Source organism: Methanothermobacter sp. CaT2 (assembly GCF_000828575.1).
Lineage (GTDB): Archaea > Methanobacteriota > Methanobacteria > Methanobacteriales > Methanothermobacteraceae > Methanothermobacter.
Genome location: NZ_AP011952.1, coordinates 1,395,769 through 1,409,721, shown reverse-complemented (window position 1 = coordinate 1,409,721; position 13,953 = coordinate 1,395,769). Strand labels below are relative to the sequence as shown.

The window sequence follows — 13,953 nt, the reverse complement described above, 5'->3', positions numbered from 1 at the left end:
ATATACGACCAGTAAGGTAATTTTTTTCCAGATAGGCTCTTTTGTTAAAATAAAGCAATATAAAAAAATAAATTCAGGATTAGACCTACTTAGAGGCCTTATACTCCCTTACCTTCTCAAGAAGTTTCTCGAGGATCTCCCTGTCTGAGAGGAGGTCTGTGTCAACGACCTTCTTCATCCTTATAGGGACACCCTCCATACGGTAGGCGGTACCCTCTGCCTCCATACCCACGATGGCCGGTGGAATTATGATATCAGCCATCTCGGTTGTTGGGGTCCTGTGGGGTTCAATGGCAATCACAGGGATTTCAGCCATCCTCTCAAGGGCCCTCTGCGGGAAGTGGGCTCCCGGGTCAGAGGCTATCACCATCATGGAGTCAGCTTCCCTGTTCTGGAGGAGGTCGTTTGCACCTGTCTCACCCGGGTTGTACCTGGGTTCGCCCTCTGAGAAGTCAACACAGTATGGGTATCCACTCTCCCAGGTGCAGACCTGGTTGAACCCTGTAACGTTGTAGTGACCCCTCATGGGTATGAGTGTCCACTTGGCGTAGTCATTGAGATCCTCCACCATCATAATGGCTGTGTCGATGTTCCTGTGCTTACCTCTGCTGTGGGTTATACCCATACCGAAGAAGAGTATACCGAACTGTGCGTTTTTGAGTACCTCAACTGCCTCCTCGATCTGTTCCCTTGGAACACCTGCCACCTCATCGTAGAGTATCTCATGTCCAAGCAGGCATGCCCTCATTGCATCGAGGAGTTCATAGTCATGGTCAAAGTCGAGCTGCAGGTGTATATCTGCAAGCTTTGCACTGTCGGTTTTCCTCGGATCCACCACTATGAGTGTCCTGTCTGATCTTCCCCTTTCCCTGAAGAATCCGCGGGCGAAGACGTTCCTTGACATGTGCCTGGGGTGGGCGTGCATCGGGTTGCATCCCCAGTATACCACAACATCTGCCCTGTTTTTGACCTCACCGAAGGTACAGATGGGGTAACCCACGTCCTGGAGGGCGAGGACTGATGGTCCATGGCATACTGATGCTGTGTTGTCGATTACTGCGCCGGCCTCCTCTGCAAGTTCAACCCCGACGGCCTGTGCCTCGCACTCGGTACAGCTCCATCCATACATCAATGGCCTTTTTGATTCTGCAAGAATCTTTGCTGCCTTGTCTATGGCCTCGTCGTAGCTAACCTCGACGAATTCTCCGTTCTTTCTTATGAGTGGTTTGGTGTACCTCATTGCACCCTCTGCATGCACGAACTTACTGTGACCTATCCTGCATGCGTTGATGGTTCCAACGATCTCGTTGCCCTCAACCTTACATATGATGTCGTCACAGAGGGTTCCGCAGAAGGGGCAGACCACATTTTTCACATATTCCATGATAATTACCTCCAAGAAAGTTTAGGGTTCTATGTGGCCGTTGCATCCGACAGCCGCATAGACCATACCCTTAGCTCCTTTAATTGCGTGATCTCCTTCAAACTTGTAGTATGCTCCAGGGAAGGTTTCCCCGTTAACCTCTATGTCCTTTTCAACACCGAGGTACTTGAATCCTGGGAGGAATTCCTCTATCATTCCCTTGACGACTATTGTCCCGCCTGCCATTTCACCGCCGACCCTTGCAACGGCGTTGCCCTCGATTATTATGAGGCCGTTGTTCATGTGTATTCCAGGCATTATGTTAACATCACCCTTGATGATGATTTTGCCGCCGTTCATGTACTCTCCGATCTCGTTTCCAGCGTTTCCATGTACGGTTATGACTCCACCGCTCATACCTCTCCAATCACCACGGTAGGAGGATCCGACGTAGTCGCCCGCATCTCCGAGGATTTCGAGTTCTCCCCCTCTCATGTCCTGTCCTGCCCAGGATTTTGCGTTGCCTTCCACTGTGATCTTACCGCCCTTCATACCTGCGCCGACGTACATGTTCACGTTACCCTTCACCAGGATTTCACCGGCGGTCATATCCTGGCCTATCCTCTTGGTGTTGTAGACATCGCCGTCGATTATGATTTTTATGTCGGCTGCTGAGTCTGCTGGTTCACCGCTGACCTCGAAGAAGTCTTCGAGCTTAACTACCTCGTTACCGTGCATTATCTGGATGTTCCTGATCTCATCTATTGACTTTCCTGCGAAGACATCAGGTTTGATGTTTGGTGCCTCCAGTGGCACTTCGGGTTGTTCCTTTGGAGTTAGTATTATTTCACTCATAACATCACCCCTTTAACTGGAGCAGATTTTGGCAGGTACTCGTCCTGCACAGGGTAGTTTGCAAAGTTGACAGAGTAGTACTGTTTGAATTTGCTCGCAACACTGGCGAGAACCTCGTTGTAGAGGGACTCATCCACCTGGGTGTCAATCCAGTAGGTCCTTCCGTGTGGTGAGGCCACAACTTCTCCGTCCTTAACAACTATTTCTCCGTCCTTGAGGACGTATGCTGCCCTTGAGAATCCTTCCTCAATGGCCATGTAATCTGCTGATGGATCGACTGTTTCAGGGTTGATGTTGTAGACTGCTATATCTGCATCTGCACCTGCACCGAGGTGTCCCTTGGTTTCACTGAGACCCAGGACCTTTGCAGATGTTACCCTTGTGATCTGTGCTATCTCTGAGAATGTGTACTCCCTGTCAATTGTTGCTATTGTACTCTTCCTCTGGGCCCACTTGTGCAGTTCTCCCTCAATGAGGTTCATCCTGTACTTGTTGCTCATGAGCCATGCGATGACCCTCGGGTACCGTGTGAATGGCCCTGCATTTGGACTGTCTGTTGTGAGGCACACCTTGGAGGGGTCGTCTATGAGGAGGAAGAGTTCCATTCCGATTGCCCACTGGACCGCTGGGACCGGTGCCCTTGCAGAGTATATGAATGGTACAACACCTGAACCTGTTTCGAGTTCCACGTCACAGTTTGCCCATTTGAGGCCGTTGAGTGAGTGGAGGTCGTATTCCATTGGACCGTCTGCGGTCATGGTGGTTGTCTCATCCAGGGTTATCTGACCAACGTCTATCACAACATGATCGTTCCTGTTTATATAGTCAGCAACCTTTGGTGCCTCTGACACGAAGTCCCTCCAGGTTGTTCCGCCGTAGCTGTGGAACTGGACATGGGTTGCATAGAGTACTGTGTCTCTTTCACCGGTTGCAGGGTCTGGTTTTATGTTCTTTGGCACGTCAAAGGATGCCAGGGTTGTCTCGTAGTTTCCAGGGTGTCCAAGGTCGTTACAGTGGAGGTGTATTGAGTGTGGTAGCTGGAGTTTCTCGTTGACCTCTGCGAGTCCCTTTATGATCTCTGCGGGTGTTATATCAAAGTAGGGTGCGGGGTCATAGATTCCGTGGACGTTTCCACCCCATCCCCATGCCTCTGTACCGGCAGGGTTAACTATCTTTATTGCGTAACCTTTGGTGGCCCTGAGGAGCCATGATGCGTAGGCTGCACAGGCATCCACGTCGCCATCCTTCAGGTACTCCATCACGAACCAGTTGTTACCGAAAAGTGGGTATGCTGCGTGGTCTATTATCGGTGTGTCGTGGAATTCCTCATGGGTGTGCCTTGCAAGCAGTGGTGGCATGGCTGCCTCCATTGCTGTGGTGTAACCCATCTGGGCGTACCTGTAACCTGTCATGAAGGTTGAGGGTACTGAGAAACCGCTTCCAGCCCTTCCAGCCCTGAATTTTTCAGCGTCCCTGCGGCTGTCCTCTGGCCTGTACATCCTTCCCACGTTGACCTTTGCACCGGCTATGTGGGCGTGAGGGTCAACACCTCCGGGCATCACCATTTTTCCAGATGCGTCAATGACCTTTGCGCTGTCACTGACACTTTCAACTATTTTACCATCCTTGACGCAGATGTCCATCTTTTCTCCATCGACGTTGTTAAGAGGACAGTAAACAAATCCGTTTTTGATTATGTATTCCATTTGAATCCTCCCGCTGAGCTTTAGATCTGACCTACCTTACCGTAGACCTTCATGAGGGTTGGCATGTCAGGAACCTCTTCATCGGTGGGTATGATCTCCACCGGTATGTTCTTAAAGCTGGGTGTTGCTGTTGAATCAGTATCTGGCCTTATAACCCTGTTGGCCCAGGGCCCCATTGGTATGTAAACCATTCCCTCTGGGAGTGGCTCCTTAGCTTCAACAGCCTTTACAACGACATCCCCATATTCTGAGATGACCTTCACGTTGTCTCCTTCGCTTATTCCGAGCTGCTTCATCATGTCAGGGTTCATCTGAATTATGGCAGCTGCATCGACGTACATCTTAAGGTCCTTACCGGACTCTATAGCCTGTCCCTGCCAGATGGTCCTTCCTGTGTTTAGTATGACTCTCATTCTAATTCCTCCAGCCTGATTGCATCAACAGGGCAGCTTTCAACACATGTGCCGCACTTTCCACAGAGATCAGGGTTCTTTATGTTAACAACCCCGTCCTCAACTATCATGATGATCTCCACATCATCTGTTGGCCCCTTTCCACCTGCAACCTCGGGGCTTCTGAGGGCGTTCACTGGACATGCGATCACGCAGTTTCCACATCCATGGCAGAGTTCAGGGTATGCCTTAAGTCCTATTGCCATCTGATTACCTCCATTTATTTGAGTAATGATTCAAAGGCGTTCTTCCAGGCCTTTGATTTGATTGGAGTGGTATTTATCCTGCTCCTCTTAACCTCTATTGCGTCAACGGGACATGACCTCTCACATGCACCGCAGTATATGCAGAACCTTTCGTCCTTGTAGAGCTTGGCTGGTTTTTCACCTGGTTTTTCTGGTTTAGGGAATGATAAAACGTTGCATGGGCATGCCATCACACAGGTTTCACAGGCCTGGCAGGTGTCCTCGTCGATAATGAGTTCTCCCTCGAAGGGCTTTGTCACCGTTGCAGCGTCAACAGGACATATCTCCTGGCACCATCCACAGTTCACACAGAGTTCAGGGTCGATGTAGGATGTTCCTGTGACCTCCGGGACCTTGATCTCGTATTCACCGTATGGGCATATCCTGCAGACCTGAGTTATGGCGTCAACAGGGCATATCCTCTTACATATACCGCAGTGGACACATTTATCCTCATCGACTCGTATGTCAGTCGCGACTGCTGGACTTGAGGAGGTCGGCACCTGGTGGTCTATCTCTATCGCATCAACCGGACACATCTCCTCACACATTCCACAGTAGATACAGGTTTCCTTGTCTATCTCGATCTCACCTGTTATGAGGTCCTTCCTTTCGGGCAGGTCCCTTGTTATGGTTATGGCATCCTGTGGACATGCTGTTTCACAGGCCTTGCACTGTATACATGTTTCATCATCTATCTCAGCTGATTTGATGATTTTTGGGTATTCTGCAAGTTCCTTTATTGATGTTCCGTCAATCTGAAGGTCCAGTGCCTGGAATGGGCAGATTGAACTGCACATACCGCAGAGGACACATTTGTTCTCATCGATGCATATCTTTGACTCGTCCTGTTCGGTTCTCACCATTGCGCCTGTCGGGTTGACTTCAATGGCGTTCACAGGACAGATTTCACCGCAGAGTCCGCAAACAGCGCAGAGGCAATCCTGGAAGATTAACTTTCTGTCTTCTTCACCGGTTCGCTCCACGGTAATGTTCTTACCTTCAATTACTTCGGTTGTTTCCATCAAGTTCTACCTCCTTTATTTCTATAGAATCAGTTGGACACATATCAACACAGATGAGACACCCGCAGCACCATTCGGATTCTATATGTGCCTTGAGGTCTCTTAAACTTATGGCCTTCATAAGGCATGTGTCCACACATAGCCCGCACCCAATACATGAGTTCCTGACCTTTCCCTGAAATTTCTGCTTCTGGCACGTTTTTATGATGGTCCTTGTCATCTCTGTGTTCTGTGTAAGGGAGTGGGTGAGAAGAAGGAAGTCCCTTGGACACATCTCTGTTATTACCTTTGCAACCTCTATTGACCTCCAGGAGAGGTTCCTGCCGTTGAGGTAGTGAGAAACAGTTGATCTGTTCATGTTGAGAGCCTTAGCTATCTCTCTCTGTGAATGGCCCTGCTTTGTCAGATTTACAGCTGCTATGTATTTGAGTCCAGAAACTATATGTTTCGGCATAGGGTCACCATGTGTGTTAATCACACATTTGACCGCCGCCCATATAATAATTTTCTACAAAAATCAAATAGAAAAATATATATAGAGGTGTGTGGCTACCCCACAGGCTTTATGGTGACGGGTGTGAATTTCAGTTCAGGCATCCCTGATGCCGGGTCACGCCCTCCCCCGGTGAGGAGATTTGCCGGGGTCTCTGCAAAGTGGAATGTCATGAAGACAACACCCTCCATGACCTCCCCTGCAACCCTTGCCCTCACCTCCAGAGACCCCCTCTCTGATTTCACGAGGACCGTGTCACCATCCTCAACTCCGAGGTCTGCTGCATCCAGAGGGTTAATGAGAAGTTCCTCACTCTCAGAGAATGAATCAAGTTCCGGCACGCGCCCTGTCATGGATCTTGTATGGTACTGGTAGAGGTTGCGACCGGTTACAAGGACATATGGATACTCCTCTGAGACATCCCTTTCCTGATACTCTGGCAGGATAAATGAAGCCCTGCCTGTGGGTGTTGAGAATCTCTCAGAATGCAGGTACTGTGTGCCCTCATGCTCATCAGATGTGCAGGGCCACTGTATGCCACCATCCTGAAGCCGCTCATATGATATGCCGGCATATGATGGCACGAGTGCTGCTATCTCACTGAATATCTCCGAGGATGATCCATAATCAAAGCCCTCAGCCCCCATCTTCTCTGCCAGCATACAGAGTATCTCCCAGTCAGTCCTTGCTTCCCCGGGGGCATCGAGGGCCTTCCTGAGCAGCTGAACCCTCCTCTCGGTGTTGGTGAATGTCCCATCCTTCTCTGCCCATGCACATGCCGGAAGAACGACATCAGCAAGCTCAGCAGTCTCTGTCAGGAATATGTCCTGGACAACAAGAAAATCAAGACTTTCAAGGGCCTTCCGGGTCTTCTCAGCATCAGGTTCACTGATCAGGGGATTCTCACCCATTATGTACATGGCCCTCAAACGTCCCTCCAGGGCGGCGTCAAACATCTCAGGTAGCGTCATCCCGGGTCCCGGTATGGGTGAACCCCATCTATCAGAGAACCTCGATGACCCATCCAGTCCCTGGTAGCCGGGGAGTAGATCCGGAAGTGCCCCCATATCACAGGCTCCCTGGACATTGTTCTGGCCCCTGAGCGGGTTTATGCCTGCAGATGGTTTACCGAGGTTACCTGTAAGGAGGGCGAGGTTGCTAAGTGCAATCACATTGGCGGTACCATCAACGTGCTGGGTGATGCCCATTGAGTATATGATGGAGGCCGGCTGGTTTGATGCGTAGGTGATTGCAGCCCTTCTTATATCCTCGGCTTCAACACCGGTGAGGTTTTCAACCTCCTCCAGGTCCAGGGCCATGACCGCATCCCTGAATTCATCAAAGCCTTCTGTCCTTGACTCCACGAATACCCTGTCATGGAGGCCTTCCTCAATGATGAAACGACACATTGCCATGATCAATGGAATGTCAGACCCGGGCCTGTTCTGGAGGTGGATGTCTGCAAGCTCCGAGATCCTCGTCCTCCTTGGGTCAATGACCACCAGCTTTGCACCTGAGCTGATGGCCCTGATTACACTGTAGGCCGTTATGGGGTGTGTCTCGGTGGGGTTGGTCCCCACCGCCAGGATGCATGCTGAATCTTCAAGTTCAGCTATTGAGTTTGTCATTGCACCGCTACCCAGCGTCATGCTGAGGCCCCTTATGGAGGGTGCATGGCAGAGCCTTGCACAGTGGTCGATGTTACCGGATAACATCACGGTCCTCGTAAACTTCTGAAGGATATAGTTCTCCTCATTGGTGCACTTTGCAGATGCAACTGCAGCAAACTCATCACCCCTGTACTCTGATAACCTCTCGGCCACTTTGGATAAGGCTTCCTCCCACTCCACCTCAATGAAGCTGTCACCGACCTTTATGAGTGGCTTTTTAAGTCTTTCAGGGCTGTTTACAAAATTCAATGCGAATCTACCCTTAACACATAGTTTACCTCTGTTAACCGGATTATCAGGGTCTCCCCTTGAACTCACAACCCGGTCCCCCCTCACACCAAGGTAGATGCCGCAGCCAGCACCACAGTAGGGGCATACCGTCTTCACCTCGGTGAAGGGTTTCTCTCTCCTTGAAACAAGGGCCCCCACAGGGCAGACCTCCACGCATTCCCCGCAGGACACACAGCTTGATTCGATGATGGCCCTGTCCATGAAGGTGGATATCCTGGTGTCATGTCCCCTGTAGGCAAAATCTATGGCCTCTGCACCGGTAGCCTTGCAGACCCTTACGCATAAACCGCAAAGAATGCACTTATCATGGTTTCTAACGAAAAAGGGGTTTGATTCATCTGGTTCTGCTTCAGGTAAATCGGGTCTGAGTCTCGAAAGGTCATCCTCTGTCAGATTAAGATAGGATGAGACCTCCTGGAGACGGCAGTCCCCTGATGAGGGGCATGAAAGGCAGTCCCTGCTGTGCTCTGATATCAGAAGGGATAGCACAGTTCTCCTGATACTATTTATCCTCTCTGATTCAGATACGAAGTTCGCACCATCCTCTACAGGAGTTTCACAGGCCGTTACAAGACGTCCCTCATCGTTTTCCACCAGACACAGCCTGCATCCCCCAAAGGGTTCGATACCCTCCCTGAAGCAGAGGTGGGGGATGTATATGTCATTTGCAAGGGCCGCCTCAAGGACGGTCATGCCATGTTCAGCCTCAAGTTCCCTTCCATCTATTCTAAAATTAACAGTCCACTTCATATCATTTTCAGCTGATTTTATTTATGATTAGGAATTTATCAAGAGATATAGATAAAAGTTATGAGTAGAGAGGGTGAGGTGAAGAGGATGAAGATCATCGGCGTTACCGGTACAAAGGACACTGGAAAGACCACACTTGTGGAAAAACTCGTGAGAAAACTCACTGATGAGGGCTACAGGGTCGCGACACTTAAACATACCCATACCGGCTTTGATTTCCCTGGGAAGGATACTGATAAGCACAGGAGGGCCGGTGCAGAGATCGTCGCCGGGAGTGGGAGGGAAACCTTCTTCCTCCTTGAAAGGGAGATGGGCCTTGAGGAGATAGCTGGCACCCTTGAGATCCTTGATGACCTGGACTTCCTCATAGTTGAAGGCTTCAAGGAGATGGAGTATGCCAGCGTATCAACCTCCACGCCCGGCGACTTCACAGTGAAGGTTGTTGATCCATTCACCCTGGAGGATGTGGATGAGCTCATTGATCTCCTGAAAAGGAGGAGTTATGGTCTGCTGCAGGACCTCAACTGCAAGAAATGCGGTTTCAGCTCATGCAGAGAGTTCAGAGAGGCCAAGATCCGTGGAGAGGCTGATGATGTTGACTGCAGGAGTCAGCCCGAGAGGGTTCTCCTCAGGATCGATGGAAAACCTGTCCCTCTAAACCCCTTCGTCCAGGAGTTCATATCAAAGACTGTGAGGGGTATGATTGATGCCCTCGAAACAGAAAGCCTTAAGAATGGAAGGGTTGATCTCATCATAAAATAGTCCACATGGAGCTCAGTCATGGGCAGGTGACTGAAACCATATAATGGCATCCACCCAATTTCAGAGGTAAAAAATGCATGTCCAAGACAGACACGGAAGACCGGTTATGTCACTGCGGCTATCCATAACAGTTCGCTGCAACGTTAACTGTATCTACTGCCACAAGGACGGAATGATCTCATCCAGGGAAGAGCTGTCGGCTGCAGATATAGAGAAGCTCTGCAGGGTTGCCTCCGACCTCGGTGTGGGGAAGATACGTCTCTCAGGTGGAGAGCCCCTCATACGGGATGATATAGTTGAAATAGTTGAGAGGATAAATAACATCGGATTCCGGGACATATCCATAACAACCAACGGCACCCTCCTTGAAGGGTACAGCGCTGCTTTGAGCGAAGCTGGACTTGACAGGGTCAACGTGAGCTTTGACACCCTCAACCCTGAGACCTACCGCTTCATAACCCGGAAGGATTACCTTGAAAGGGTTAAGTCTGGTATAAGCAGTGCCGTTGATTTGGGGCTTGATCCGGTCAAGATAAACATGGTGATCCTCAGGGGTGTGAACCACCACGAGATATGGGACATGTTTGAATTCTGCCGTGAGAAGGGCGCTGTGCTCCAGATAATTGAACTCCTCAAAACAGAAAGTTGCCATGATGACGCCGTCGAAAGATACCACTGCGACATCACCCCCATCGAGGCGGAACTTGCAGAGAGGGCGGACCGGATCAGAACCAGAAAATTCATGCAGGACCGCAAGAAGTACTATATAGATGGGGGGGAAATCGAGGTTGTGAGGCCCATGGACAACACAAGGTTCTGTGCAAACTGCACAAGGCTCAGGGTAACCCCTGATGGGAAGCTGAAACCCTGCCTCCTCAGAAACGACAACCTCGTGGATACCAGGGACGCCCTGAGGGAAAACGATACTGACAGACTTCGTGAACTATTCTTTGAGGCCATAAGAAGGAGATCCCCCTACTACACTCCATGAACTGTTTCTGAGAACAGGATATGCTGTTTGAGGATCATCTAAATATACTAACTTAGTGTGGCCTGAAGGCTGCAGCTGAAGTGTACCCTGCCGCCCATCTTCCTTCTCATGAATCCTTGCTGAATAGGTTTTCCTGGCGGTAGGGGCCGGGAACCCTCCTGACAGCATCCTTTTTACATATATCAAGACATGACCCGCACTTGAGGCACTCATCCTGGTCTATAACATGCACCTCGTCCCTTGAACCCTTTATGGCCTCCGCCGGGCATGTCCGGATGCAGGCCATGCATCCATCACATTTTTCAGGGTCTATGATGTAGTGCATCAGTTCACTGCATGCTGCGGCTGTGCACCTGCCGTTTATGTGGTCACGATACTCGTCCTCAAAGTATCTGAGTGTCGTCAGAACCGGGTTTGGTGATGTCTGGCCGAGGCCGCATAGTGAGGCTGCCCTGACACCTTCAGCTACATCCCTGAGGATCTCCGGGTCTTCAAGTCTTCCCGAACCCTCCACGATATCATTGAGTATCATGAGCATCTGCCTTGTCCCCACGCGGCAGGGTACGCATTTTCCACAGGACTCCCTCTGTGTGAACTCAAGGAAGTACCTTGCAAGTTCAACCATGCATGTGCGGTCCGATAGAACAACAAGGCCACCTGAACCCATTATTGCCCCTGCAGATGTGAGGGAGTCATAGTCTATACCGGTATCGATAAGTTCAGCAGGGAGGCATCCCCCTGAAGGTCCCCCGATCTGTACCGCTTTCAGCTCTCCATCCACAACTCCCCCTCCAATATCGAAGATGACCTCCCTCAGGGTTGTGCCCAGTGGGACCTCAATGAGGCCGGTTCTTCTGACATCGCCCACAAGGGAGAAGGTCTTGGTTCCCCTGCTTTCAGGGGTTCCCATGGAGTTGAAGTAGTCTGCACCGTGCTGCATTATCATTGAAACAGCTGCAAGGGTCTCAACATTGTTTATAACGGTGGGTTTGCCCCAGAGGCCCCTTGTTGTTGGGAATGGGGGTCTTGTCCTTGGCATTCCCCTCTTACCCTCAATTGAGGATATCAGGGCTGTTTCCTCTCCACAGACAAATGCCCCTGCACCCTCCTTTATCTTTATATCCAGGTCGAAACCTGACCCGAGGATATCCTTACCGAGGAGTCCCAGATTTCTCAGATCAGATATGGCTCCCCTGAGTCTCTCAAGGGCAAGTGGGTACTCTGCCCTGCAGTAGATGTAGGCCTCCCTGGCACCCACTGCATATGAGGCTATGAGTATCCCCTCAAGCAGGGCATGTGGATCCCCCTCTATGAGTGAACGGTTCATGAAGGCCCCCGGGTCTCCCTCATCGGCGTTGCAAATGAGGTACTTCATTTCTGAGGCCTCCTGGCGACAGAGACTCCATTTGAGCCATGTCGGGAATCCTGCGCCTCCGCGGCCCCTGAGGCCGGAGCCCCTAATCTCCTCAATTACCTCATCAGGTTCCATTTCAAGGGCCCTCATGAGGCCCCTGTAGCCTCCGGTTGCAAGGTAGTGTCCCAGGTTTTCAGGGTCTATAAGGCCGCATCTTCGGAGTATCCTCCTTGACTGTCCCTCCATGAATTCCAGAGTGTAAACCGGTTCAAATGAGTCGCCATTGAAGGCGATGTCCACAGAACCTATGGGTCCAGCCTCCCCCGCCTCCACCAGGTGCTCCTGGATTATCCTCTTTGCGAGTTTACGGTTCACCGGGCCGTAGATGTAACCACGGCTATCCCCGTTGAACACGACCACCATGGGCTCGGCGTAGCAGAGGCCCATGCAGCCTGTGTGTATGATCCTGCACTCAACTGAGAGTTCTGCTGCCCTCTGCCTCATTATCTCCTCTATCTTCTGGGCCCCTGCAGACCTTCCACAGGTGGCTGAACCTATAAGTATGGTAGCTTCGCCCCTGAAGAGGGACATGTATTCCTTCAGGGAGTCCCCTGCAATTTTTTCGATCATTTAAGACACTCTAAGACTTTTTTGGGAATATTTTACCTGCCCTTGATGGTTTTATGCGTGATACAACCTCATCGTTCACCATTGCACAGGGTGCAAGGGAGCAGCACCCTATACAGCCCACGGATTCGAGTGAGTATTCCATGTCATCTGTAACGTCCCCCTCCTCTATGCCGAGGTGCCTCTCAAGTGCATCGAGAACCTGTTCCGCTCCGCTGACATGACATGCCGTTCCTGTGCAGACCATTATGTGCTTTCTCCCCCTTGGTTTGAACCTGAACTGGGCATAGAAGGTGGCGACCCCGTATACATGGGTCCTGCTAACCCCTGTGAAGCGAGCTGCTTCTTCCAGGGCATCCTCTGGAAGATAACCGTATGCATCCTGTATATCCTGCAGTATGGGTATGATTTCAGATTTATGGCCATTGTAACCCGCAAATATTCTGTTTAATTCCTCATCCATTCAAAACCTCCAGGTTAGAGAGTCATGAACTCAAATCTATTATAGATTAAGGACAAAAGATTGTTTAACTGTTAAGCAAAGATGGATATATGTTTTTAGATGTGAGGTGGTGGGTGCATGTCACTGTACAGAGAGGTTGATGCTTTCCGTGTGGACGATGAAAGGAGAAGGGTCCTTGAAAAAGTCGTTAATGACATTGAGGTGCGTATAAGGATAAATGGTGGTATGGATCAGCGCTTCACTGCAAGCCCCCAGGCCCTTGAGGAGTTTGCAACAGGTTACCTCCTTGGTGAGGGTCTGGTGGACTCCGTCGATGATATATTATCCATTGAAATCAGTGATAACATAATCGATGCTGAGATAGAATCAGGAGATCTTGATATACGAAGGGAGCTTGTGATGGGCTCCGACTGTTTCGGTGGCTGGAGGCAGAGGGTGGAAATGGTGGAACCCGTTGATTCAGACTTCAGGGTCAGGGCTGATGACATATTCAGGGCATTCAAGCGTATGGTGAACTCTGCGGTTGTCTGGAGGATGACCGGAGGTACCCATGTGGCTGCACTTGTAACAGGTGATGAATTCAGGGTTTTTGAGGATGTCAGCAGGCATGTGGCTGTCGATAAGGTGATAGGCTCCGGTGCGATGGATGGTGTTAATTTCGGGGAGAGTTTCATTGTCTATAGTGGTAGAATGCCCGCGGATATGCTCATAAAGGTCGTCCGTGCAGGGGTACCGATCATAGCGTCCAACGCCGCCCCAACATCCTCAGGGTATGATGCTGCCCAGCGGACGGGTCTTACAATGCTCGGTTTCGTCCGCGGGAAGAGATTCAATATATACAGCCACCCTGAGAGGATAATTTAGGGATCGGTTCTCAGAATAGAGAGATTGGACACCCTGGTAATA

At 50.5% G+C, this 13,953-nt stretch carries 13 protein-coding genes; 3 read left to right on the top strand and 10 right to left on the bottom strand.

From position 1 onward, the window contains the following. Positions 1 to 85: 85 nt before the first annotated feature. The 8 genes from MTCT_RS07260 to fdhF form a co-directional block, all read right to left on the bottom strand. Positions 86 to 1,387, bottom strand: a complete 1,302-nt coding sequence (locus MTCT_RS07260) for a formylmethanofuran dehydrogenase subunit B (protein ID WP_255350880.1) — start codon at positions 1,385 to 1,387, stop codon at positions 86 to 88. Positions 1,388 to 1,405: 18 nt separating this feature from the next. Continuing rightward, on the bottom strand, positions 1,406 to 2,218 hold the full coding sequence (gene fwdC, locus MTCT_RS07255) for a tungsten-dependent formylmethanofuran dehydrogenase subunit FwdC (protein WP_048176075.1): 813 nt from the start codon (positions 2,216 to 2,218) through the stop codon (positions 1,406 to 1,408). Beyond that, positions 2,215 to 3,924, bottom strand: a complete 1,710-nt coding sequence (gene fwdA, locus MTCT_RS07250; RefSeq protein WP_048176073.1) for a tungsten-dependent formylmethanofuran dehydrogenase subunit FwdA — start codon at positions 3,922 to 3,924, stop codon at positions 2,215 to 2,217. The genes fwdC and fwdA overlap by 4 nt, the downstream gene beginning before the upstream one ends. 20 nt (positions 3,925 to 3,944) lie before the next feature. After that, complete coding sequence (gene fwdD / locus MTCT_RS07245) at positions 3,945 to 4,337, bottom strand: tungsten-dependent formylmethanofuran dehydrogenase subunit FwdD (RefSeq protein WP_010877165.1); 393 nt, start codon at positions 4,335 to 4,337, stop codon at positions 3,945 to 3,947. Further along, positions 4,334 to 4,582, bottom strand: a complete 249-nt coding sequence (locus MTCT_RS07240; protein WP_010877164.1) for a 4Fe-4S binding protein — start codon at positions 4,580 to 4,582, stop codon at positions 4,334 to 4,336. Before MTCT_RS07240 ends, fwdD begins: the two co-directional genes overlap by 4 nt. A gap of 14 nt (positions 4,583 to 4,596) precedes the next feature. Then, a complete protein-coding gene (gene fwdF, locus MTCT_RS07235; RefSeq protein WP_048176071.1) occupies positions 4,597 to 5,646 on the bottom strand; it encodes a tungsten-dependent formylmethanofuran dehydrogenase subunit FwdF in 1,050 nt (349 codons plus the stop codon). Further along, on the bottom strand, positions 5,624 to 6,100 hold the full coding sequence (locus MTCT_RS07230) for a helix-turn-helix transcriptional regulator (RefSeq protein ID WP_048176070.1): 477 nt from the start codon (positions 6,098 to 6,100) through the stop codon (positions 5,624 to 5,626). The genes fwdF and MTCT_RS07230 overlap by 23 nt, the downstream gene beginning before the upstream one ends. A gap of 95 nt (positions 6,101 to 6,195) precedes the next feature. Beyond that, positions 6,196 to 8,850: a formate dehydrogenase subunit alpha gene (gene fdhF / locus MTCT_RS07225; protein WP_048176069.1), complete on the bottom strand. Its 2,655-nt coding sequence runs from the start codon at positions 8,848 to 8,850 to the stop codon at positions 6,196 to 6,198. Positions 8,851 to 8,910: 60 nt separating this feature from the next. Here fdhF and mobB point away from each other — a divergent pair, with 60 nt between their 5' ends. Next, on the top strand, positions 8,911 to 9,612 hold the full coding sequence (gene mobB / locus MTCT_RS07220; RefSeq protein WP_231855281.1) for a molybdopterin-guanine dinucleotide biosynthesis protein B: 702 nt from the start codon (positions 8,911 to 8,913) through the stop codon (positions 9,610 to 9,612). Between the two features lie 73 nt (positions 9,613 to 9,685). After that, positions 9,686 to 10,603 (top strand): GTP 3',8-cyclase MoaA, encoded by a 918-nt coding sequence (gene moaA, locus MTCT_RS07215; protein ID WP_048176068.1) that lies wholly within the window; start codon positions 9,686 to 9,688, stop codon positions 10,601 to 10,603. Between the two features lie 106 nt (positions 10,604 to 10,709). Here the strand turns inward: moaA and MTCT_RS07210 are convergent, their stop codons facing one another. Next, a complete protein-coding gene (locus MTCT_RS07210; protein WP_052457413.1) occupies positions 10,710 to 12,587 on the bottom strand; it encodes an NADH-quinone oxidoreductase subunit NuoF in 1,878 nt (625 codons plus the stop codon). A gap of 10 nt (positions 12,588 to 12,597) precedes the next feature. Further along, on the bottom strand, positions 12,598 to 13,047 hold the full coding sequence (gene nuoE, locus MTCT_RS07205) for an NADH-quinone oxidoreductase subunit NuoE (RefSeq protein WP_048176066.1): 450 nt from the start codon (positions 13,045 to 13,047) through the stop codon (positions 12,598 to 12,600). 117 nt (positions 13,048 to 13,164) lie between these two features. Between nuoE and fdhD the strand changes: the two genes are divergently transcribed. Further along, positions 13,165 to 13,911: a formate dehydrogenase accessory sulfurtransferase FdhD gene (gene fdhD / locus MTCT_RS07200; RefSeq protein WP_048176065.1), complete on the top strand. Its 747-nt coding sequence runs from the start codon at positions 13,165 to 13,167 to the stop codon at positions 13,909 to 13,911. Positions 13,912 to 13,953 lie beyond the last annotated feature (42 nt).